The organism is Mesorhizobium sp. BR1-1-2 (assembly GCF_020165435.1).
In the GTDB taxonomy this organism is placed as follows: Bacteria; Pseudomonadota; Alphaproteobacteria; order Rhizobiales; family Rhizobiaceae; genus Mesorhizobium.
The window spans coordinates 217,121-236,640 of the sequence record NZ_JAIUID010000002.1; the positions used below are offsets into that span (position 1 = coordinate 217,121).

Consider the following 19,520-nt stretch of genomic DNA (forward strand, 5'->3'; position numbering starts at 1 on the left):
TCAGCCTAGTCTTTCCACATAAACTTTGATGCGGCCGCCGCAGGAAAGGCCCACCTGCCAGGCGGTCTCGTCGGCGACGCCGAATTCCAGCATTCTGGGCTTGCCGGTGCCGATGACGTCCATGGCCTCCGTGACCACGGCGCCTTCGACACAGCCGCCCGAAACCGAGCCGTGGAAATTGCCGTCGGCGTCGATGACCAGATGGCTGCCGGCCGGGCGTGGCGCGGAACCCCAAGTCTCGACGACGGTCGCGATGGCGACATCCTTGCCGTCCTTCATCCAGCCTTCCGCGATGATCAGCGGGTCGCGGGCCTCGTCGAGGTAAATGCTGTCGCTCATCGTTGCTTCTCTCAGGGTCTGTTTTTCCCGAAAATATGTGTCTTCAGCAGCATATGGCTACGCGGCGCGCCTCGCGCCACCCTCCATCCATCGCCGCGGATCGACGGCATATCCAGGCTTCCGGTCCAGCGAAGCGCAGAGATCGGCGAGCGCGTCGAGATTGTGCACGGCACGGAATTCATCGACATGCGGCAGCATCGCCCTGACGCCGCGGGCGCGCGCCTGGAAACCGCCGAAGCGCAGCAAGGGGTTCAGCCAGATCAGCCGCCGGCAGGATTTGTGCAGACGCTCCATTTGCTCCGACAGGCCGTCGACCGCGTCTCGCTCGAGCCCGTCGGTGATCAAAAGCACCACCGCGCCCTGTCCCAGCACGCGACGCGACCATATCAGGTTGAACTCGGCCAGCGTGTCGCCGATGCGCGTGCCGCCCGACCAGTCTTTCACCGCGGCGGAACAATCGGCCAAGGCGGCGTCGGGATCGCGATGGCGCATCTGGCGGCTCAGATTGGTGAGCCTGGTGCCGAAGACGAAAGTGTGCACGCGACGGCGCTTTTCCGTCAGAGCATGCAGGAAATGCAGGAAAATACGCGTGTATTGGCTCATCGAACCGGAAATGTCGGCGAGCACGACCAGCGGCGGATACACTTCGCGGGGCGAGCGGAACTTCGGCAGGATCAGTTCGCCGCCAGTGCGTGCAGCCGAGCGCATCATGGCACGCGGATCGATGCGGCGACCATGCGCATCGGCCTTGAACCGGCGTGTCCGCACCATGTCGAAGGGCAACCGCAGTTCGGCGATCGCTTTCCTGGCGTCGGCCATCTCGGCGGCATTCATCTGAGCGAAATCCTTGGCCCTCAGCACCTCGTTGCCGGAGAAAGTAAAGCGCGCGTCGACCTCGATCTCGGGGATTTCCTGCGCCGGCTGGTTCCTGCTGTGGCCTTCGAACATAGCCTGGCTGACACGGCTTTCAGCCGTGCGTGGCTTCTGCTTCTCCCTGGTATCGGGCGCCACCGGCGAAAGCATCGCCAGCATCTTTTCGACCAGCTCACGCGACTTCCAGAATAGCCGGAAGGCCTCGTCGAAGGTGGCATGGTCCTCATGCCGCGACACCAGCACGGCATGCAGCGTCCAGTAGAAATCGTCGCGCGAGCCGATGCCGGCGGCAAGGACCGCCTCGATGGCATCCTTGACCGAGGCAGGCCCGACCCGCATGCCTGATTTGCGCAAGACACGGGCGAAATAGACGATGTTGTCGGCGATGTGGCCGTCGACAGTCGCCTCCTTGGGTTCCGCGCGAGGCATGGCCATGAGCCCTACTCCGCCGCCGAAAGCTCGGCCTTCACCTCGTCGAGGATACGCCGGCCTTCGCCCTCGCCGATGCGGGCAATGTCGTCCTGGTATTTCAGCAGCACGCCGATCGTATCGGAGACGGTTTCCGGGTCGAGCGCGACTTTGTCGAGTTCGGTCAGCGCGCCGGCCCAGTCGATGGTCTCGGCGACGCCCGGCATCTTGAACAATTCGATCTGGCGCAGCTTCTGGATGAAGGAGACCACCTCGGCCGAAAGCCGGCTGTTCGCCTGCGGCACCTTGCGGCGCACGATCTCCAACTCCCGCTCGGCGCTGGGATAATCGACCCAGTGATAGAGGCAGCGCCGCTTCAGCGCGTCATGGATCTCGCGGGTGCGGTTGGTGGTGATGATGACGATCGGCGGTTCCTCCGCCCTGATCGTGCCGAGTTCGGGCACCGTCACCTGGAAATCGGAAAGGATCTCGAGCAGGAAGGCCTCGAACGCCTCGTCGGTACGGTCGAGCTCGTCAATCAGGAAAACCGGGGCGGCGCCGGCCTTGCCGGTCAGCGCATCGAGCACCGGACGGCGTATCAGGTATTTTTCCGAGAAAACGTTGCGCTCCATGTCGGAGCGGTCGACCTTGCCGGCCGCCTCCTCCATGCGGATCTCGATCATCTGCGCGGCATAATTCCACTCATAGACGGCGGACGAAACGTCGAGACCCTCATAGCATTGCAGACGGATCAGCCGGCGGCCGAGTGCCTCGGCCAGCACCTTGGCGATCTCGGTTTTGCCGACGCCGGCCTCGCCCTCGAGGAACAACGGCCGCTTCATGCGCAGCGACAGGAAAAGCACGGTGGCCAACGACCGGTCCGCCACATAGTCCGCGCCGGTCAGAAGATCGAGCGTCTCGTCGATCGTCCGCGGCACGGGGCGCGGTTTCAGCTCGGTCATTCCTTCTCCGTGGACGCCTCTGCCCCGCTTTCCAGAACGTGGTAGCCGCGGGCGTGATAGATCAGCGGCCGTAAATTATCGCCCATGCGCAGGCCTGTCACCTTGCCAAAAAGCACACGATGGGTGGCCAAGTCCTTGGTGTCGATCAGTTCGCAGTCGAACACCGCCAGCGCGCCCTTCAACGTCGGCGCGCCGGTGGAGATCACATCCCACTCCCCGAGCGCGAAACGTTCCTCGACCGGCAAGCCGGTCATGCCGGAAAAGCCCACCGACAGCGGCTCCTGGTGCGAGGCAAGCGTGTTCAAGGCAAACCTGCCGTTTTTCACGAACGGCTCATTCTTGGGATTTTCGCGGTTGAGGCAGACCAGAATGGTCGGCGGCGTGTCCGACACAGAACAGGCCGCGATCACCGTCGCGCCGCGCCTGCCGGCCGGACCGTCGGTGGTGACCACATGGACGTGGCCGGCAAAATGGCTCATCGCGTCGCGATAGGCTTGCGGCCCAATGTCGTTCTTCTTCAACACCGGAGATTTTCCATAACCAGAACCCTACCGCTATATATGGCCAGATATGACATGCCACAAGCGAAGCGCTTGGCCCATATCCCGATATTCGCGTGTTGCGCCAAGACCGGGCAGCCTTTAGGTCTTGGCGGGAGTGGCGCCGGGACCATCCGGACTCGCTTGGAGGAAGTCTTCGACAGGATGCGACCCGGGGGAACGATATCTGCCGCGCTGGCCTGGCTGCTGCTGACCGGCGCCGCCAGCGCCCAGACGGTGCTTGTCGGCGTTGCCGCGCCGCTCTCCGGATCCTCGGCGATCCTCGGCAGGCAGATCGAGGCGGGCGCCGAGATGGCGGCCCAGGTGAACGGCATCGAGTTCAAGACGGTCGACGATGCCTGCACGGCCGAGGGGGGTGCCGCGGCAGCCCGGGAATTCGCGGCCGCGAAGGTCAATGTCGTGGTGGGGTTTCTTTGTACGGAAACGATCGAGGCGGCGATGCCGATCCTCAAGGACGCGGGCATCCCCGTCATCACTGTTGGCGTGCGAACCGAAAGCCTGACGGACCGCCGCTCCAAGACCGGCTGGCCGGTCTACCGGCTCGGACCGAGGGGCGACGACGAGCGCAACGCCGTCGCCGCCACCCTCACACGGCTTTGGCAGAACGAACTGTTCGCCGTCATCGATGACGGCACCATCTATGGCCGCGAGATCGCCGAGACGTTGCGGGCGGCGACCGAACAGGCGGCGCTGAAACCGGTGTTCGTCGATACGTTCCGGCCGCAGCTCGACAACCAGATCGGTCTGATTGGCCGGCTGAAGAAGGCCGGCGCAACCCATGTCTTTGCCGGTGGCGATGGCGACGACATCGCCATCATGGGTCGCGACGCCGCGCAACTCGACGCCGGCATCGTATTCGCCGGCGGCGAGAACCTGCGCACGCCGCCCGGCGCAGTGCCCTATGCCACGGGTACACTGATGATCGCTCCCCCCGAATGGGCCGATGTCGCCGATCCCAAGGTGCTCGAGGCGTTCGCCTCGCAAAAGATCGTGCCGGACGGGTATACGCTGCCGGCCTATGCGGCGGTAGAAACCGCCAAGGCGGCCATGGCGGAAGCGGCAAGCTCCGGCAGGCCGCTTGCCGAAGCGCTCATCGGGCATGATTTCACCACGGCGATCGGGCCGGTGCGCTTTGACGCAAAGGGCGACCTCAGCCGGAAACCGTACCGCGTCTTCCGTTTCGATGGCGCCCGCTTCGTACCGCTGGAAAGCAACTGATGTTTCGCACCGGCCCGCGTAACCTGATCACCGATGTCGCCGGTCTCAGCGTCGGCAATGCCTCCGATGCCCGACTGAAATCCGGCGTGACGACCGTCCTTTGCGACGAACCGGCTGTAGCCGGCGTCCAGATCCTGGGCGGTGCACCGGGCACGCGCGAGACGGACCTGCTCGAACCCCACAATTCGGTCGAGACGGTCCATGCCGTGGTGCTGTCGGGCGGGTCGGCTTTCGGCCTCGACGCAGCGTCCGGCGTACAGGCAGCGCTGCGCGAGCGTGGCATTGGCTTCGAGGTCGGCGGCTTTCGCGTGCCGATCGTGCCGGCGGCGATCCTCTTCGACCTGCGCAATGGCGGCGACAAGGACTGGGGCCGCTATCCGCCGTACCGCGATCTCGGCTACGCGGCGGCGCAGGCCGCCGGTTCGGATTTCCAGATCGGCACGACCGGCGCCGGCACCGGCGCGCTGACCTCCGGTCTCAAGGGCGGGCTTGGCTCGGCTTCGACGCTGCTTGACAATGGCATCACGATCGGCGCGCTTGCGGCGGTCAATCCGACCGGTTCGGTAACCGTCAGCCGAAGCCGCCATTTCTGGGCGGCTCCGTTCGAGATCGGCGATGAATTCGGCGCACTTGGCTATCCCTCGCCGATGCCGGACGACGCCAAAAGCATCCTCTTGAAATTTCGCGACAAGGAGTTCACGGGCAAGACGGACACGGGCGGCAACACCACAATCGCCGTCATCGCCACCGACGCCGTTCTCACCAAGGCTGCTGCAAAGCGCCTGGCCATGTCGGCGCATGACGGTTTCGTGCGGGCCATATGGCCGACGCACACGCCGGCCGATGGCGATCTGGTCTTCGCGCTGGCGACGGGCAGGAGCGGTATCCGGCTCGAAGCCGACACGGCAATCGACCTTTATGCCGCGGCAGGCGCCACGATGGCGCGCGCCATCACTCGCGGCGTTTTCGCCGCGACGCCCGCCGAGGGCGATCTGTTTCCGGTCTGGTCGTCGCGCTGACGGCGGTTACACGCGATCAGGTGGGGTCGGACTTTTCTTCCTCGAAAGTGACCGCGACGTCGGAATTCGCCGACAGCCAGACCTTCTTTCCCTCGACCTCCGCAACAAGGCTCAAGGGAATGAAATGGTGGTGCCCCTTATGCGCGCCCATGCCGCTGTCGGACTTGGTCAGCTTGATCCGCTGCCCCTCGACCTTGTCGACGGTGCCGACATGGACGCCATCGGCACCGATCACTTCCATATGCTCACGAATTTTGCTGGTGTCGGTCATGGTGGTTCTCCATTGGGACTGCCGACAATAACAGACGAGGCCGCGATTGGATGCATGGCGCTTGCTTTATCGGACAGCGCGACGCCGGCGTCTTGCCGTGATAGGGAATGGCGATATCGTTGGCCCGGCGGGAAACGTCATGCAAAACCGTCTTCTGTTTGCCGTTTGCCTGCTTGCGCAGTTTTGCGCGCTCGTCGCCGCCCGGGCCGGAGATGTCGCCGAGCTTGAAATCCTGGGCTTCACCAAGGACGGCGGCGTCTTCGCGTTCGAAGAATATGGCGTGCAGGATGGATCGGGATTTCCCTGCGGCAATCGCTACAGTCTCAGCGCCTATGCGGTGCTGATTGCGGTGCGCCAATATGGCTTCGAAGGGCCGGATTATCGCTGGATCGCGGTGACGGGTCACCTGTGACACCGCTCGTCCAACCCGCCAGGCGTCTCCGCACCCTGGGCCGCCTCCGCCATGCCATACCTGCGCTGCGCACGGCGCTGCTCGGCGCTGTGGTGTGGGCCGCCACGATGGGCGCCAGCGCGCTCCTCAACCTGTTGCTGGAAAGTTGGGTGACGCCAGATAAAATCCGCACCGTGACGCTGCTGTTTGCAGGCGGCGGCGCTCTGGCCTTTCCTGTTGGCCTGTTCGCGGCACGGCTGGTCTCGCTCGGAAGGAGCCGGGAAGTCGCCTTCGCGGCGGCGTTCGTGGGTCTCGCTGCGGCGACGATCGGCCTGACCGCCGGGCTGTATGCCTTGCAGTACCGGTCCTACTATGCCGAATGGCATGCACCCACCTTCACCCTCACCTGGGGGCTTCAGTTCGTCTTCACGATGGCGGTGGCACTCTACCAGTTCGCGGTGCTGGGCATCCGGCTCTATTTTCCGCTCGGCTTCGTCGCCTTGTTTGCCGCCAGCCTCTGGTTTGCGCGGCAGCGGCGTTGAGCATTTTGTCCGCCTCTGTTAGGACGCAGGCAAATTTCTCGACACGTCAGGACTGACCGATGATCCCTCGCTACTCCAGGCCGGAAATGGTCGCCATATGGTCGCCCGAAACCCGGTTTCGCATCTGGTTCGAGATCGAGGCTCATGCCTGCGACGCGCTGGCCGAACTCGGCGTCATCCCGAAACAGGCGGCGAAGACCATCTGGGAAAAAGGCAATGCTGCGAAGTTCGACGTCGATGCGATCGACGAGATCGAGCGCGTCACCAAGCATGACGTCATTGCTTTTCTCACCCATCTCGCCGAATTCGTCGGACCCGACGCCCGCTTCATCCATCAGGGCATGACGTCCTCGGACGTTCTCGACACGTGTTTCGCGGTGCAGCTCACCCGCGCCAGCGACATGCTGCTGGCCGACATCGATGCGCTGCTTGCGGCGCTGAAGCGCCGCGCTTTCGAGCACAAGGATACCGTTACCATCGGCCGCAGCCACGGCATCCACGCCGAGCCGACCACTTTCGGCGTCAAGCTGGCGCAAGCCTATGCCGAATTTTCGCGCTGCCGCGAGCGGCTCGTGCACGCTCGCGAGGACATAGCCACCTGCGCCATTTCGGGAGCGGTCGGCACCTTCGCCAATATCGAGCCTTATGTCGAAGAGCATGTCGCGGCAAAGCTCGGGTTGAAGCCGGAGCCGATATCGACGCAGGTGATCCCGCGCGATCGCCATGCCATGTTCTTCGCCACGCTCGGCGTCATCGCATCGTCGGTGGAGCGGCTGGCGATCGAGATCCGGCATCTGCAGCGCACCGAGGTGCTGGAAGCCGAAGAGTATTTTTCGCCTGGCCAGAAAGGTTCGTCGGCGATGCCGCACAAGCGCAACCCGGTGCTGACAGAGAACCTAACCGGCCTTGCCCGCATGGTGCGCTCCTTCGCACTGCCGGCGATGGAGAATGTGGCGCTCTGGCACGAGCGCGACATTTCGCATTCCTCCGTCGAGCGCATGATCGGGCCGGATGGGACGGTGACGCTGGATTTCGCGCTGGCGCGGCTGACCAGCGTCATCGACAAACTGCTCGTCTATCCCGACAACATGCTGAAGAACATGAACAAGTTTCGCGGCCTCGTGCATTCGCAGCGCGTGCTGCTGGCATTGACGCAAGCCGGCGTTTCGCGTGAGGACGCCTACCGCCTGGTGCAGCGCAATGCCATGAAGGTGTGGGAACAAGGCGCTGATTTTCTTGAAGAATTGCTGGCCGACAAGGACGTCATCGCGGCCCTGCCGGAAGCCGAGATCCGGGAGAAATTCGACCTGGGCTATCATACCAAGCATGTCGACACGATCTTCCGGCGGGTGTTCGGAGAGGCGTGAGACGGGCTTTCCTTCTCCCCCTCGCTTTACGAGGAGAGGGTACCGCAGGACGTAACTGCCGATCACGCTTTGCCGGGAACGGTCCTGATCACCGTGCCCCACGGATCTTCGCGGGTCGTTTCATTGGCCACGTTGTCGGAACGCATCTCGACCCAGGCAAGGCCCGACCGGGCCGGGTCGCGGCGGCCGGCGCCGGCGCTCTGCCACGCATTGGCGCCGATATGATGATGGTAGTGGCCTGACGACAGGAACACAGCCTGGCCGCCATACTTCGCCACCGTGTCGAAGCTGAATTCCTGATTCCACCAGGCTTCCGCCTCTTCCGGCCGGCCGACGCGCAGGTGGACGTGGCCGACAATGCTGTTTTCAGGCGCACCCTGCCAGCCGGCGTCACCGGCCGGCACGTCGGCAACGACGGACGGGATGTTCAGCCGCTCGGTCGCCATCGCGATCTTGTCGCCGTTCCATTTCCAGTCCTGCGGCCGGCGATCGGCGTAGATCTCGATGCCGTTGCCTTCCGGATCGGTCAAATAAAGCGCTTCGCTGACCAGATGGTCGGAGGCGCCTTCGATGGCGATCTTGCTGGCGATGGCATGGTTGATCCAGCGGCCGAGATCGGCGCGGCTGGGCAGCAGGAAGGCGGTGTGGAACAGCCCGGCGCTGCGCGGATCGTCAGGCTTGGCCGAGGCATCCGGCTCCAGCACGAGCAGCGGACGGTTGGCGGCGCCCAAGGTGATCACGCCATCGGCGCGGCTCAACTCCTGCAGGCCGACAACGGCACGATAATAAGCGGCCAGGCCTTCGGCGTCGCGCGCCTTCAGCCCGACCCGGGCGACGCTCACCGGCGTGGTGGCGGCAAAAGGCAGTTCACTCATCAAAGTCTCCGCTCGGCCGGCGCCAGTCGACACCCAAGGCAAGGAGCCTTGCGCCACCGATCATCTTGCGTCGTGTCAGATCCAAAAGCCCGGCTCTCACACGGCTGTTTCGTTTCACCACGGTAGATCGTCGATCGCGATCGTTCACACAAGGCGGGAAAAATCGAACAGGTTGTTCACAATTGTGACGTGCCGTGCCTGCCGAGATAGTTGCACGAAACAGAGACGCTCGCTACATGCGCGCCATGAAGGTCAAGGACACAGATATTCTCATCATCCCGGGCTATACCAATTCCGGACCCGAGCACTGGCAAACCCGCTGGCAATCCAAGCTGTCGACCGCGCGGCGCGTCGAACAGGCGGAATGGTCCAAGCCCGTGCGCGAGGACTGGACGGCGAGCGTGGCCAGCGCCGTCAACGAGGCCGAGAGACCCGTCGTCCTTGTCGCGCATTCGCTGGGCGTTGCCGCGGCGGTACAAGCCATCCCGCGGTTCCGCAAGCCGGTCGCCGGCGCATTCCTCGTGGCGCCGCCCGATGTCGCCAATCCGGAGATACGGCCAAGGCACCTGATGACGTTCGGCCCCTACTCACGCGAGCCGTTGCCCTTCCCGTCCATGGTGATTGCCAGCCGCAACGATCCGTTCTGCGCCTTCGACGTCGCCGAGGACATTGCGGGCGCCTGGGGGTCTCTCTTCATCGATGCCGGTGAAGCCGGTCACCTCAACGCAGATTCAGGCTTCGGCCCATGGCCCGAAGGTTCGATGACCTTCGCCAAATTCCTGACCGACCTGAAGGCCTGACGACCCCCACCGGATCGTTGCTCTCAATCAGGCGCCGATCGAATCCTTGATACCCCTCAAAAGCGTCTTCGCCCCCAGCGAAATCAGCGAGTGCTCGGACCCTGTGGCCAGCAGCCGGTAGCCCATCGCCACGACGCGGCCGGCAATGGCCGGTTCGATGACGTAGATCGCCGCATGCTTGCCGGCCTTGCGGGTACGCTCAGCGATCGAACCCACCGTTTCCATCATGCTTTCGAGCGTCGAATTGACGGTCGTGCCGTTCGACCAGGCAATCGAGAAGTCCGATGGCCCCAGGAAAATGCCGTCGATACCGGGTGTATCGAGGATGCCGTCCAGCGCATCGAGCGCCGCCCGCGTCTCGACCATGGCGAAGGCCATGGTGCGCTGGTTGCTGTCGCGCAGCCATTCGGCATGATCACCCTTGCCATGGCGTGGGAAGGCATAGGTCGGGCCCCAGGAGCGCTCGCCCACCGGCGGGTATTTCATCGCCGCAGCGAACAGTTTTGCATCCGCCACCGAGTTGACCATCGGCGCGATCACCGCCTCGGCGCCAAAATCGAGCGCCCGGCTGGCCATGTCAAAACGGCCGACGGGAATACGCACCAATGCCGGCTTGCCGGTGGCAAGCACGGGCGCCAGGCCGCGCAACACGCTGTCTTCATGATGGCCGCCATGCTGCATGTCGAGCGTGACCGCATCGAAGTCCTGCCTGGCAAGGATTTCGACGGTCAGCGCGTCCGGCACGCCCGACCACGCGGTGACCAGCGTTTCATCGGCCGCAAGGCGGGATTTCAGGGACATCGGCTTTTTCCTCGCTAAGGATCGCAGTTTCAGCCGGAAACGCCGGGAAACGCAAAGAAAAACCGCCCGGCTGGGCCGGGCGGTCGATTGGTCCAGTCATTCTTTTGTGTGCCGCAGGTTCCGTCGCAAATGGTGGGACACTTTCGCAGAACCTGCTTCAGCCGGATCAGGTGTTCTTGATCTGCTCGATCGCCTGCGCCATCAATTCGTCCATGGTGCGGCGGATCTGATGGTCCGACTGGCTGACGCCGGCAGCGTCGAAATCCTTGCGTATCTTGCGGAAGACGTCGTGATCGCCGGCTTCCTCGATATCGGAAACAACCACTTCCCTGGCGTAGGCGTCGGCCTCGGCGCCGGATTTCCCGAGCTTTTCCGCGGCCCACAGGCCGAGAGCCTTGTTGCGGCGCGCCGACGCCTTGAACCGAAGCTCCTCGTCGAACACGAATTTGCGCTCAAAACCCTCTTCGCGATCCTTCATGTTGCTCATGGCATCCCTCCGATGGAAATCGATTCGCTGGCATTGATGAATATGTGATGGCGGAGCACAAACCAAAAGGCTGGCGGCCGGTCAATACGCTTCGTGGTTTGCTGCGCTGCGGCATTTCGGTCCCGAAAGCAGTTGATTGAAAGGATTTGCCGATTGAGCAAACAAGGCGATTACGATAGACACCGGCATTGAACGCCACCGTCGCCACACTAATTTAGGCAGACGGACAGGAACTGGTCGCTTGCCGCCTGCCCGCAAATCCAGAGAAAAATCAAATGAAAAATCGCCGCCGCATTTATGAAGGCAAGGCCAAGATACTTTATGAAGGCCCTGAGCCCGGGACGCTGATCCAGTTCTTCAAGGATGACGCCACCGCGTTCAACAAGAAAAAACACGAAGTCGTCGATGGCAAGGGCGTGCTTAACAATCGCATTTCCGAGCACATCTTCAATCATCTCAACCGGATGGGTATTCCGACCCACTTCATCCGCCGGCTCAACATGCGCGAGCAGTTGATCAAGGAGGTCGAGATCATTCCGCTCGAAGTGGTGGTGCGCAATGTCGCCGCCGGTTCGCTGTCCAAGCGCCTCGGCATCGAGGAAGGCACCGTCCTGCCCCGCTCGATCATCGAATTCTATTACAAGGCCGACGCCCTCGACGATCCGATGGTGTCTGAAGAGCACATCACTGCCTTCGGCTGGGCGAGCCCGCAGGAAATCGACGACGTCATGGCGCTGGCCATACGCGTCAACGACTTCCTGTCCGGCCTGTTCATGGGCGTCGGCATCCAGCTCGTCGATTTCAAGATCGAGTGCGGACGCCTGTTCGAGGGCGATATGATGCGCATCGTCGTCGCCGACGAGATTTCGCCCGATTCCTGCCGGCTGTGGGACGTGGCGACGCAGGACAAGCTCGACAAGGACCGTTTCCGCCGCGACATGGGCGGCCTCGTGGAGGCCTACCAGGAAGTCGCCCGCCGTCTCGGCATCATGAACGAGAACGAGCCGCCGCGTCCAACCGGACCGGTGCTCGTCGCGTCCAGCGAACCGCCGAAGGGCATGAAGCACTAATTGCCCGCAACGGGCCTGCCGGCCACGGCACGCCCCCGGCAGGCCGATACCGATCATTCAGGAGCGTCGATGAAAGCCCGTATCACCGTAACCCTCAAGAACGGCGTGCTGGACCCGCAAGGCAAGGCAATCGAGCATGCGCTGTCGGGGCTGGGTTTTGACGGCATCGGCTCGGTGCGACAGGGCAAGGTGTTCGACGTCGAGCTCGCCGGGACCGACAAGGCCAAGGCCGAGGCCGACCTGAAAGCCATGTGCGACAGACTGCTGGCGAATACGGTGATTGAGAATTATAGTGTGACGCTTACCTGAAGTTGTGTCGGAGGGGTTGGTGGCCGAGATCGATGGAAGCCTGATATTTGAAGTCCTCAAGTCGATCCACTCGCGGTTGGACAGGATGGATTTGACGCTTGGAGAGGTGAAATCAGAGCTTGGCTCCATCCGCGGCCATCTGATAGCCACTGAGAGCGATGTGAAGAATATCTATGGTGTGCTCGCTCGCCAGGATGATCGGCTGGAACATATCGAACGCCGTCTTGACCTGCGCGAACTTGCCGAAACCCAAAGGCCTTACGAACCGAAATGAAATCAGCCGTCGTCCTCCTGCCTGGCCTTAACCGCGACCGCGATATGATCGCGGCGCTGACCAAGATTTCCGGCAAGGCGCCGGCAACCGTCTGGCAAACCGACACCGAAATCCCGGATGTCGACCTGATCGCCATTCCCGGCGGCTTCTCCTTCGGCGATTATCTGCGCTGCGGCGCGATCGCGGCGCGCATGCCGGTGATGCGGGCGGTCGCGGAAAAGGCGGCCAAGGGCGTCATGGTCATCGGTGTCTGCAACGGTTTCCAGATCCTGGTCGAGGCCGGCCTGCTGCCGGGAGCGCTCATGCGCAACTCCTCGCTCAAATTCGTCTGCCGGCAGGTGAAGCTCGAGATCGCCAACGCCAACACCATGTTCACCCGCCGCTATCAGCCGGGCCAGATCATCCGCTCGCCGGTGGCGCATCACGACGGCAACTACTTCGCCGATGCCGAGACGCTTGCACGCCTGGAAGGCGAAGGCCAGGTGGTGTTCCGCTATGCCGACGGCACCAATCCCAACGGCTCGATCAACGACATCGCGGGCATCATCAGCAGCCAGGGCAATGTGCTCGGCCTGATGCCGCATCCCGAGAACCTGATCGAAGCGGCACATGGCGGCAATGACGGGCGGGCGCTGTTCGAAGGCGCGCTCGGCATCGCTGCCTGATATTCCAAAATTCTTTCAGAACGTGGGGGCGGCCTGACCATGAGACTGACGATTGCTCGCTTTGCCCTCCTGGCTGCGACCGGGCTTGCGCTGGCATCCTGCCAGTCGGGCCCGAAAAGTGCGCCGCCACCCTCCGGCAAGAGCGCCGCTCTGCTGGCCATGGAACAGGTGGCGATATCAGCGCATAAATGCTGGATCGCCAGCAAGGACCCGGCCTTCAAATCCTACCAGATGGCCAATGAACTGAATTCGTTCAGCGGCACGCCACGCTTCCTGCTGGTGCCGGCCAAGCATTATGGCGGCAAGCCGCTGCTGGTGGTGCAGGCACAAGGCAATTCGAGCCGTGTCGACGTGTTCGGTCCGCTGATGGCCGAACCGCTCGGCGCGCGCATCGGCTCTGACATCGCGCGCTGGCAGTCAGGCAATCCGGCCTGCGCCGCCGCCGCGTAGCATGGGCCGGCTGCTGCAGCTTCACACTTTCCGGCTCCAGGCAATCCGGATTGAACACTGCATCGCGCCTGTTCATTCCCAGAATGGCCTGATCCCTTCGCGATGGGCGTCGCAGCGGGAAATGCCGATGTCCTTCAACTGATCATCGGCCATGTCCAGCAAGGCAAGCCGGCTGCGCCTGCGCTCCAGCAGGCCGTCGATCCAGCGCCCCAGCGATTTGACCATAATGCACGATGCGGCTGACAAAGCCGCCGCGGCCCACAGGTCGCGCGGCAGGTCCGAACAATCCTGCACCTGTCTGGCTGATTGTCTCGATTGTATCCATTTTCGCTCTACCAAAGCTGCAAATTGCACTGTTTCTTCCACACAATGCATGTGAATTGACTCATCGTTCGACGCAATATACAAAATTGTCACCATGACAAATTGGCTTCCCGACCTCACGGCCAGCTCTGGCCCGCTTTATCAGCGCCTTGCTGACAGCATTGAGTCAGATATCGATTGTGGCGTGATCGACGCCGGGGCAAAGCTGCCACCGCAGCGGGATCTCGCCTATGACATCGGCGCAACCGTCGGCACGGTCGGCAGGGCCTATCAATTGCTGCGCGAGCGCGGACTGGTCAGCGGCGAGGTCGGGCGCGGCACCTATGTCCTCGGCCGGCAGAACGCGAGGCCCGACTTCATAGCGCCGGACGCGCAAGGCACGCGCGACATCGATGCGCCGCGCGGCAAGCTGCGCTTCGACAGCACCGCGGCGCCCGATATCGGCCAGGGCGCCATCGTCACCGAAGTGCTGTCGCGCACGGCTTTGGATCATGCGCATGAGATTTCGAGCTACACGCGTGATTTTCCCGAGCGCTGGTTCGAGGCCGGCGCCAGCTGGCTGTCGCGCAATTCGTTTCGACCGAGCGCCGATACGATCGTGCCGACGCTCGGCACCCATGCCGCTGTCATGGCGGCGATCGCCGCACTGACCACGCCCGGCGATTACGTCGCCTTCGAGCACCTGACCTATTCGCAGATTTCGCGCAGCGCCGACCTGATCGGTCGCCGCACGGCGCTGGTGGCATCGGACCATCAGGGTCTCGACCCCGACGATTTCGAGCGTGTCTGCGCGCAAAAGCATCCGAAGATGATCTTTCTGATGCCTACTGTGCAGAATCCGACGCTGGCGATCCTGCCGGCAGCGCGACGTGAGGCAATCGCGCGGATCGCGCGTGACTACAATGTCGTCCTTATCGAGGACGATCTTTACGGCGGCCTGACCGAAGATCCGACGCCAATGCTGGCCGACTATGCACCCGAGCGCACCGTTGTCGCAGGCGGCCTGTCGAAATCGGTAGCGGCCGGCGTTCGCGGCGGCTGGCTTTCCTGCCCGCCCGCTTATCGCCATCGCATCCGCGTTGCCCACAAGATGATGACCGGCGGCATGCCTTTCCTGCTGGCCGAGGTGAATGCCCGGCTGGTGCTGTCGGGCCAGGCCGCGGACATACGCAAACGCAGCATCGCCGAAATCAACGCCCGCACCGCCATCGTGCGCGAGACTTTGGCCGGCTTCGAATTCAAGTCACGGGACAATATACCCTTTGTCTGGCTAACCTTGCCCGACCCTTGGCTTTCCGGCACGTTCAAGAACGCCTGCCTCGAGCACGGCGTGCTGATCGACGACGAAGACGAGTTCAAGGCGGGCCGTTCCGAGCAGGTCTTCCATGCCGTGCGCTTCGGCATTTCGCAACCGAGGCAGCGTAAGGACATCGCGGACGGCGTTGCGGCGATCCGGAGGCTCCTCGACGAAGGCCGCGCCGGCTACGACAGTTTTTCCTGATCCGCATCGCCTTGGAGCGCCGGCCGTTCAGGACGACGGCATGCCTCCGGCAAGACCGAGGCGCGTCGGTTGAATCCGGTCCGATGGGAAGCGCGCTCATGACGTCGCGGCTTTCTCCGGATTTCAGCCATTTTTCGTCCGCCCATGGGTGTATCGGCCGCAAAGCTTGCGATAAGAGGAGACTCAAAATCCCAAGCTCCCACGGATAAAAACCGCCGCCCATGACCATTTCCAATTCCGTGCCGATCACGCCCGAGCTCATTGCCGCGCACGGGCTGAAGCCAGACGAATACCAGCGCATCCTCGACCTTGTCGGGCGCGAGCCGAGCTTCACCGAACTTGGCATCTTCTCGGCGATGTGGAACGAGCATTGCTCGTATAAGTCCTCGAAGAAATGGCTACGCACGCTGCCGACGACCGGCCCGCGGGTCATCCAGGGGCCTGGCGAGAATGCCGGCGTGGTCGATATCGGCGACGGCGACTGCGTCGTCTTCAAGATGGAGAGCCACAACCACCCCTCGTTTATCGAACCCTACCAAGGGGCGGCGACAGGCGTGGGCGGCATATTGCGCGACGTCTTCACCATGGGCGCGCGGCCGATCGCGGCGATGAACGCCTTGCGCTTCGGCGCTCCCGACCACCCCAAGACCAGGCACCTGGTGGCGGGCGTGGTTTCCGGCGTCGGCGGCTACGGCAATTCCTTCGGCGTGCCGACGGTCGGCGGCGAGGTCAATTTCGACGCCCGCTACAACGGCAATATCCTGGTCAACGCTTTTGCCGCGGGTCTTGCCAAGACGGACGCGATTTTCCTGTCGGAGGCCAAGGGCGTCGGCCTGCCGGTCGTCTATCTCGGCGCCAAGACCGGTCGCGACGGCGTCGGCGGCGCCACCATGGCCTCGGCCGAATTCGACGACAAGATCGACGAGAAGCGCCCGACCGTGCAGGTCGGCGATCCCTTCACCGAAAAGTGCCTGCTGGAAGCATGTCTCGAACTGATGGCGTCCGGCGCGGTCATCGCCATCCAGGACATGGGTGCTGCCGGCCTTACCTGTTCGGCCGTCGAGATGGGCGCCAAGGGGGATCTCGGCATCGAGCTCGACCTCGACAAGGTGCCGGTGCGCGAGGAGCGTATGAGCGCCTACGAGATGATGCTGTCGGAAAGCCAGGAGCGCATGCTGATGGTGCTGCGCCCCGAAAAAGAAAAGGAGGCCGAGGCGATCTTCCACAAATGGGGGCTCGACTTCGCCATTGTCGGCAAGACGACCGACGATCTGCGCTTCCGCGTTCTGCATCAAGGCGACCAGGTCGCCGACCTGCCGATCAAGGATCTCGGCGACAAGGCGCCGGAATATGACCGTCCGTGGGTCGAGCCGAAGAAGCCGGCGCCGCTTGCGGCCAATGACGTTCCGCAGGCCGATGTCGCCGACGCGCTGCTGAAACTGCTCGGCGGGCCTGACCTGTCGTCGCGCCGCTGGGTGTGGGAGCAGTACGACACGCTGATCCAGGGCAATTCGCTGCAGCTTCCCGGTGGCGATGCCGGCGTGGTGCGAGTCGAAGGCCATCCGACAAAGGCGCTGGCTTTCTCCTCGGACGTGACGCCACGCTATTGCGAGGCCGACCCCTACGAGGGCGGCAAGCAGGCGGTAGCCGAATGCTGGCGCAACCTGACCGCCACGGGCGCGCTGCCGCTGGCCGCCACCGACAATCTCAATTTCGGCAATCCGGAACGGCCCGAGATCATGGGTCAGCTGGTCGGCGCGGTGAAGGGCATTGGCGATGCCTGCCGCGCGCTCGGCTTCCCGATCGTATCGGGCAATGTCTCGCTCTACAACGAAACCAATGGCCGGGGCATCCTGCCGACGCCGACCATCGGCGGCGTCGGGCTGATCGCCGACTGGTCGAAGATGGTGCGGGCCGGTTTTGCGGCGCAAGGCCAGATGATCCTGCTGGTCGGCGCACCAGCCTCATGGGGCACGCATCTCGGCCAATCGGTTTACTTGCGCGACATCCACGGCCGCAGCGACGGCCCGCCGCCGCCGGTCGACCTCGACCATGAAAAGCGGGTCGGCGACCATGTGCGCGCCCTCATCGCGTCCGGCATCGTCACCGCGGCTCACGACGTTTCCGACGGCGGCATCGCCGTCGCCCTGGCCGAGATGGCGATGGCGTCGGGCATCGGCGCGACCGTCCCCGGACTGGCCGGCACCGATCCCATCCCGGTCTGGTTCGGCGAGGACCAGGGCCGCTATCTCCTGACGCTGTCGATCGATCCAGACAGTGAGGACTGGGATGCAATCCGCAAACAGCAAGGCGAGCTCGGCATCTTCGCGCCGTGGATCGGTTCGACCGGCGGCGACACGCTGAAACTCGGCGAGGCACGGGCGATACCGCTCGGCGAATTGACCGCCGCGCACGAAGGCTGGTTCCCGCGCTTCATGGATCAGGCCATTTGACCAGAGCGTGATCCCGAAAAGTGGGAACCGATCTTTCGGAAAAGCTCAATCACAGGAAACTGGCCGCCCGGGCGCTGCTTGCAGTCGTCTTCTGGCCATCGCTGTTCTTCTTCTGGTTTCTCGGCCCGTTCGTCTTTTTCCTGCTGTCGACGACCTCGAGCGAGGTCTGCGCCCGGTTGGAAACACGCGCGGAGTTCCTCGCCGCGGCCAACGACACGCTTCCGATGCTTGGCCTGCAGAACCTTCTTTATGCGGTTCCGCTTGTCTGCCTGGTGCTTTGGAGCCGGCTTCTGCCGGACCAAGCAAGGACGAGGCACGTCTTCACCTGCATCAAACTTTTCGCCGTCGCGGCCGCATTGGGGGCACTGTGGGAGTATGGCTCCTCGCTGGTCTGCGATGGCTATGGCCAGCCGTTCTTCTCGCCCGTCTGGCGGATGACCGCCTATCTGCCGATTGCCAACCTCACGATCAACCTTCCTCTCTATGTGCTGACCTTCAGCCTTGGGCGGACCTTCTCGACGCCCGAGGACGATCCCGCGGACGACGCCGGCGGTCAGGGCGAGAACGCGTCGTGAGCCACAACCGCGGTGGGGCTGGACGGAACGGCTTCAATCCCGACCGGAAAGGCTTTAGGTTCACCCGACTCTCATCGCACGGGCAGCCATGCCGCAGCCCGACCAAAAAACAGGAATTTGCCATGGCAATGGATGCCCGCGACATCGAAAAACTGATCAAGGAAGGCATCCCGGACGCCAGGGTGACCATCCGTGACCTTGCCGGCGACGGCGATCACTATGCGGCCGAAGTCGTGGCCGAAAGCTTTCGCGGAAAAAGCCGCGTGCAGCAGCACCAGATGGTCTATGACGCGCTGAAGGGCAATATGGGCGGCGTGCTGCACGCGCTCGCGCTGCAGACGAGCGTGCCGGATTAAGGGATTCCAACGCGAAAGTCGCTTGGCCCAAAACGCCGCATCTTTTGCGCCATTCAGGCCACGACGCGGCTAAAGTCTTGTTTCGGGCAACCTATGGGTTTATCTGATGGAAAAGCTTCGAGCCTGACTCCCACAGGCGGGAAAGGATATTCCATGAGCGGTATCAACGACTACATCGACAACGAGGTGAAGGGCAACGACGTCGTGCTTTTCATGAAAGGCACGCCCGGTTTCCCGCAGTGCGGATTTTCCGGCCAGGTTGTCCAGATCCTCGACTATATCGGCGCCGACTACAAAGGCGTGAACGTGCTGGATTCGGCCGAACTGCGCCAGGGCATCAAGGAATACTCCAACTGGCCGACGATCCCTCAGCTGTATGTCAAGGGCGAGTTCGTCGGCGGCTGCGATATCGTGCGCGAAATGTTCCAGGCGGGCGAGTTGCAGACATTCCTTGTCGAGAAGGGCGTGAGCGTCAAGGGCGCTGCCTGATTTCGGTTGGGCATGTCGCTGCCGACATGCCCTGAACACCGGGAGCCTCACCTCCTCGGCTATTTTGCGTCCCTGACCGGGACCGAGACGAGCCAATGCGCCGGCCTACCGGCGCGTTTTCGTTTGAGAGATCGGACTTGC

Annotated in this window: 24 protein-coding genes and 1 pseudogene; 16 read left to right on the forward strand and 9 right to left on the reverse strand. The window is 63.2% G+C overall.

All coding sequences use genetic code 11. The annotated features are described in order from the left end of the window. From LB551_RS04380 to LB551_RS04395, 4 genes are read right to left on the reverse strand one after another with little or no spacing between them, the layout of a single operon-like run. Positions 1 to 339, reverse strand: a complete 339-nt coding sequence (locus tag LB551_RS04380; RefSeq protein WP_140548880.1) for an XdhC family protein — start codon at positions 337 to 339, stop codon at positions 1 to 3. A 57-nt stretch (positions 340 to 396) separates the two neighbouring features. Continuing rightward, on the reverse strand, positions 397 to 1,641 hold the full coding sequence (locus LB551_RS04385) for a vWA domain-containing protein (RefSeq protein ID WP_224658576.1): 1,245 nt from the start codon (positions 1,639 to 1,641) through the stop codon (positions 397 to 399). An 11-nt stretch (positions 1,642 to 1,652) separates the two neighbouring features. Further along, positions 1,653 to 2,582 carry an AAA family ATPase gene (locus LB551_RS04390; protein WP_140493800.1) on the reverse strand — a complete coding sequence of 310 codons (930 nt, stop codon included), beginning with the start codon at positions 2,580 to 2,582 and terminating at the stop codon, positions 1,653 to 1,655. Continuing rightward, positions 2,579 to 3,106, reverse strand: a complete 528-nt coding sequence (locus LB551_RS04395; protein ID WP_140548882.1) for a flavin reductase — start codon at positions 3,104 to 3,106, stop codon at positions 2,579 to 2,581. Before LB551_RS04395 ends, LB551_RS04390 begins: the two co-directional genes overlap by 4 nt. 180 nt (positions 3,107 to 3,286) lie before the next feature. Between LB551_RS04395 and LB551_RS04400 the strand changes: the two genes are divergently transcribed. Together LB551_RS04400 and LB551_RS04405 are read left to right on the forward strand one after the other, a co-directional pair. After that, a complete protein-coding gene (locus tag LB551_RS04400) occupies positions 3,287 to 4,360 on the forward strand; it encodes a branched-chain amino acid ABC transporter substrate-binding protein (protein WP_224658354.1) in 1,074 nt (357 codons plus the stop codon). After that, positions 4,360 to 5,379, forward strand: coding sequence for a P1 family peptidase (locus LB551_RS04405; RefSeq protein WP_224622400.1), 1,020 nt, complete (start codon positions 4,360 to 4,362; stop codon positions 5,377 to 5,379). The genes LB551_RS04400 and LB551_RS04405 overlap by 1 nt, the downstream gene beginning before the upstream one ends. Before the next feature lie 16 nt (positions 5,380 to 5,395). Here the strand turns inward: LB551_RS04405 and LB551_RS04410 are convergent, their stop codons facing one another. Further along, the gene (locus tag LB551_RS04410; RefSeq protein WP_140548888.1) at positions 5,396 to 5,650 is read right to left on the reverse strand and encodes a DUF2171 domain-containing protein; all 255 of its coding nucleotides are present in this window, start codon (positions 5,648 to 5,650) and stop codon (positions 5,396 to 5,398) included. 139 nt (positions 5,651 to 5,789) lie between these two features. Here LB551_RS04410 and LB551_RS04415 point away from each other — a divergent pair. From LB551_RS04415 to purB, 3 genes and pseudogenes are all read left to right on the forward strand, one after another. Then, positions 5,790 to 5,969 (forward strand): annotated as a pseudogene (locus tag LB551_RS04415) (hypothetical protein); the annotation flags it as partial. Positions 5,970 to 6,058: 89 nt separating this feature from the next. After that, the gene (locus tag LB551_RS04420; RefSeq protein ID WP_224658355.1) at positions 6,059 to 6,583 is read left to right on the forward strand and encodes a hypothetical protein; all 525 of its coding nucleotides are present in this window, start codon (positions 6,059 to 6,061) and stop codon (positions 6,581 to 6,583) included. 59 nt (positions 6,584 to 6,642) lie between these two features. Then, positions 6,643 to 7,950 (forward strand): adenylosuccinate lyase, encoded by a 1,308-nt coding sequence (gene purB / locus LB551_RS04425; RefSeq protein ID WP_224658356.1) that lies wholly within the window; start codon positions 6,643 to 6,645, stop codon positions 7,948 to 7,950. A 62-nt stretch (positions 7,951 to 8,012) separates the two neighbouring features. Here purB and LB551_RS04430 read toward each other — a convergent pair whose 3' ends face one another. Continuing rightward, positions 8,013 to 8,825 (reverse strand): VOC family protein, encoded by an 813-nt coding sequence (locus LB551_RS04430; RefSeq protein WP_224658357.1) that lies wholly within the window; start codon positions 8,823 to 8,825, stop codon positions 8,013 to 8,015. Positions 8,826 to 9,070: 245 nt separating this feature from the next. On the opposite strand from LB551_RS04430, the gene LB551_RS04435 reads away from it, so the two are divergent. After that, positions 9,071 to 9,625, forward strand: coding sequence for an RBBP9/YdeN family alpha/beta hydrolase (locus tag LB551_RS04435; RefSeq protein ID WP_224658577.1), 555 nt, complete (start codon positions 9,071 to 9,073; stop codon positions 9,623 to 9,625). 27 nt (positions 9,626 to 9,652) lie between these two features. Here LB551_RS04435 and LB551_RS04440 read toward each other — a convergent pair whose 3' ends face one another. Together LB551_RS04440 and LB551_RS04445 are read right to left on the reverse strand one after the other, a co-directional pair. Further along, positions 9,653 to 10,426: an HpcH/HpaI aldolase family protein gene (locus LB551_RS04440; RefSeq protein WP_224658358.1), complete on the reverse strand. Its 774-nt coding sequence runs from the start codon at positions 10,424 to 10,426 to the stop codon at positions 9,653 to 9,655. A 166-nt stretch (positions 10,427 to 10,592) separates the two neighbouring features. Further along, on the reverse strand, positions 10,593 to 10,913 hold the full coding sequence (locus LB551_RS04445) for a DUF1476 domain-containing protein (RefSeq protein WP_140548897.1): 321 nt from the start codon (positions 10,911 to 10,913) through the stop codon (positions 10,593 to 10,595). Positions 10,914 to 11,188: 275 nt separating this feature from the next. On the opposite strand from LB551_RS04445, the gene purC reads away from it, so the two are divergent. The 5 genes from purC (at position 11,189) to LB551_RS04470 (ending at position 13,681) form a co-directional block, all read left to right on the forward strand. Next, the gene (gene purC / locus LB551_RS04450; RefSeq protein WP_127282327.1) at positions 11,189 to 11,983 is read left to right on the forward strand and encodes a phosphoribosylaminoimidazolesuccinocarboxamide synthase; all 795 of its coding nucleotides are present in this window, start codon (positions 11,189 to 11,191) and stop codon (positions 11,981 to 11,983) included. A 69-nt stretch (positions 11,984 to 12,052) separates the two neighbouring features. After that, positions 12,053 to 12,292, forward strand: a complete 240-nt coding sequence (gene purS, locus LB551_RS04455; protein WP_140517697.1) for a phosphoribosylformylglycinamidine synthase subunit PurS — start codon at positions 12,053 to 12,055, stop codon at positions 12,290 to 12,292. Positions 12,293 to 12,311: 19 nt separating this feature from the next. Next, the gene (locus LB551_RS04460) at positions 12,312 to 12,566 is read left to right on the forward strand and encodes a hypothetical protein (RefSeq protein ID WP_224658359.1); all 255 of its coding nucleotides are present in this window, start codon (positions 12,312 to 12,314) and stop codon (positions 12,564 to 12,566) included. Next, on the forward strand, positions 12,563 to 13,231 hold the full coding sequence (purQ, locus tag LB551_RS04465; protein ID WP_140493824.1) for a phosphoribosylformylglycinamidine synthase subunit PurQ: 669 nt from the start codon (positions 12,563 to 12,565) through the stop codon (positions 13,229 to 13,231). Before LB551_RS04460 ends, purQ begins: the two co-directional genes overlap by 4 nt. Positions 13,232 to 13,270: 39 nt before the next feature. Next, complete coding sequence (locus LB551_RS04470; RefSeq protein ID WP_224658360.1) at positions 13,271 to 13,681, forward strand: hypothetical protein; 411 nt, start codon at positions 13,271 to 13,273, stop codon at positions 13,679 to 13,681. Between the two features lie 72 nt (positions 13,682 to 13,753). Here LB551_RS04470 and LB551_RS04475 read toward each other — a convergent pair whose 3' ends face one another. Further along, entirely contained in the window at positions 13,754 to 14,101 is a 348-nt protein-coding gene (locus tag LB551_RS04475; protein WP_224658361.1) for a DUF1127 domain-containing protein, read from the reverse strand. Here LB551_RS04475 and LB551_RS04480 point away from each other — a divergent pair. The 5 genes from LB551_RS04480 to grxD all read left to right on the forward strand — a co-directional run bounded on the left by LB551_RS04480 (position 14,100) and on the right by grxD (position 19,379). Beyond that, positions 14,100 to 15,506 (forward strand): PLP-dependent aminotransferase family protein, encoded by a 1,407-nt coding sequence (locus LB551_RS04480; protein ID WP_224658362.1) that lies wholly within the window; start codon positions 14,100 to 14,102, stop codon positions 15,504 to 15,506. The genes LB551_RS04475 and LB551_RS04480 overlap by 2 nt on opposite strands. A gap of 221 nt (positions 15,507 to 15,727) precedes the next feature. Further along, the gene (gene purL / locus LB551_RS04485) at positions 15,728 to 17,959 is read left to right on the forward strand and encodes a phosphoribosylformylglycinamidine synthase subunit PurL (protein WP_224622418.1); all 2,232 of its coding nucleotides are present in this window, start codon (positions 15,728 to 15,730) and stop codon (positions 17,957 to 17,959) included. A gap of 20 nt (positions 17,960 to 17,979) precedes the next feature. Beyond that, positions 17,980 to 18,534, forward strand: coding sequence for a hypothetical protein (locus LB551_RS04490; RefSeq protein ID WP_224622420.1), 555 nt, complete (start codon positions 17,980 to 17,982; stop codon positions 18,532 to 18,534). 122 nt (positions 18,535 to 18,656) lie between these two features. Then, positions 18,657 to 18,890, forward strand: coding sequence for a BolA/IbaG family iron-sulfur metabolism protein (locus LB551_RS04495; protein ID WP_140493839.1), 234 nt, complete (start codon positions 18,657 to 18,659; stop codon positions 18,888 to 18,890). A gap of 153 nt (positions 18,891 to 19,043) precedes the next feature. Continuing rightward, the gene (grxD, locus tag LB551_RS04500; RefSeq protein ID WP_013532137.1) at positions 19,044 to 19,379 is read left to right on the forward strand and encodes a Grx4 family monothiol glutaredoxin; all 336 of its coding nucleotides are present in this window, start codon (positions 19,044 to 19,046) and stop codon (positions 19,377 to 19,379) included. The last annotated feature ends 141 nt before the right edge of the window (positions 19,380 to 19,520 follow it).

Excerpts from the sequence above, each read along its gene's own strand:
- LB551_RS04480 (WP_224658362.1), top strand. The coding sequence starts at position 14,100 with ATGACAAATTGGCTTCCCGACCTCACGGCCAGCTCTGGCCCGCTTTAT.
- LB551_RS04470 (WP_224658360.1), top strand. The coding sequence starts at position 13,271 with ATGAGACTGACGATTGCTCGCTTTGCCCTCCTGGCTGCGACCGGGCTT.
- LB551_RS04380 (WP_140548880.1), bottom strand. The coding sequence starts at position 339 with ATGAGCGACAGCATTTACCTCGACGAGGCCCGCGACCCGCTGATCATC.
- purC (WP_127282327.1), top strand. The coding sequence starts at position 11,189 with ATGAAAAATCGCCGCCGCATTTATGAAGGCAAGGCCAAGATACTTTAT.
- purL (WP_224622418.1), top strand. The coding sequence starts at position 15,728 with ATGACCATTTCCAATTCCGTGCCGATCACGCCCGAGCTCATTGCCGCG.
- LB551_RS04440 (WP_224658358.1), bottom strand. The coding sequence starts at position 10,426 with ATGTCCCTGAAATCCCGCCTTGCGGCCGATGAAACGCTGGTCACCGCG.
- LB551_RS04410 (WP_140548888.1), bottom strand. The coding sequence starts at position 5,650 with ATGACCGACACCAGCAAAATTCGTGAGCATATGGAAGTGATCGGTGCC.
- LB551_RS04400 (WP_224658354.1), top strand. The coding sequence starts at position 3,287 with ATGCGACCCGGGGGAACGATATCTGCCGCGCTGGCCTGGCTGCTGCTG.
- purQ (WP_140493824.1), top strand. The coding sequence starts at position 12,563 with ATGAAATCAGCCGTCGTCCTCCTGCCTGGCCTTAACCGCGACCGCGAT.
- LB551_RS04405 (WP_224622400.1), top strand. The coding sequence starts at position 4,360 with ATGTTTCGCACCGGCCCGCGTAACCTGATCACCGATGTCGCCGGTCTC.
- LB551_RS04435 (WP_224658577.1), top strand. The coding sequence starts at position 9,071 with ATGAAGGTCAAGGACACAGATATTCTCATCATCCCGGGCTATACCAAT.
- LB551_RS04385 (WP_224658576.1), bottom strand. The coding sequence starts at position 1,641 with ATGCCTCGCGCGGAACCCAAGGAGGCGACTGTCGACGGCCACATCGCC.
- grxD (WP_013532137.1), top strand. The coding sequence starts at position 19,044 with ATGAGCGGTATCAACGACTACATCGACAACGAGGTGAAGGGCAACGAC.
- purB (WP_224658356.1), top strand. The coding sequence starts at position 6,643 with ATGATCCCTCGCTACTCCAGGCCGGAAATGGTCGCCATATGGTCGCCC.
- LB551_RS04430 (WP_224658357.1), bottom strand. The coding sequence starts at position 8,825 with ATGAGTGAACTGCCTTTTGCCGCCACCACGCCGGTGAGCGTCGCCCGG.
- LB551_RS04475 (WP_224658361.1), bottom strand. The coding sequence starts at position 14,101 with ATGGTGACAATTTTGTATATTGCGTCGAACGATGAGTCAATTCACATG.
- LB551_RS04445 (WP_140548897.1), bottom strand. The coding sequence starts at position 10,913 with ATGAGCAACATGAAGGATCGCGAAGAGGGTTTTGAGCGCAAATTCGTG.
- purS (WP_140517697.1), top strand. The coding sequence starts at position 12,053 with ATGAAAGCCCGTATCACCGTAACCCTCAAGAACGGCGTGCTGGACCCG.
- LB551_RS04495 (WP_140493839.1), top strand. The coding sequence starts at position 18,657 with ATGGCAATGGATGCCCGCGACATCGAAAAACTGATCAAGGAAGGCATC.
- LB551_RS04390 (WP_140493800.1), bottom strand. The coding sequence starts at position 2,582 with ATGACCGAGCTGAAACCGCGCCCCGTGCCGCGGACGATCGACGAGACG.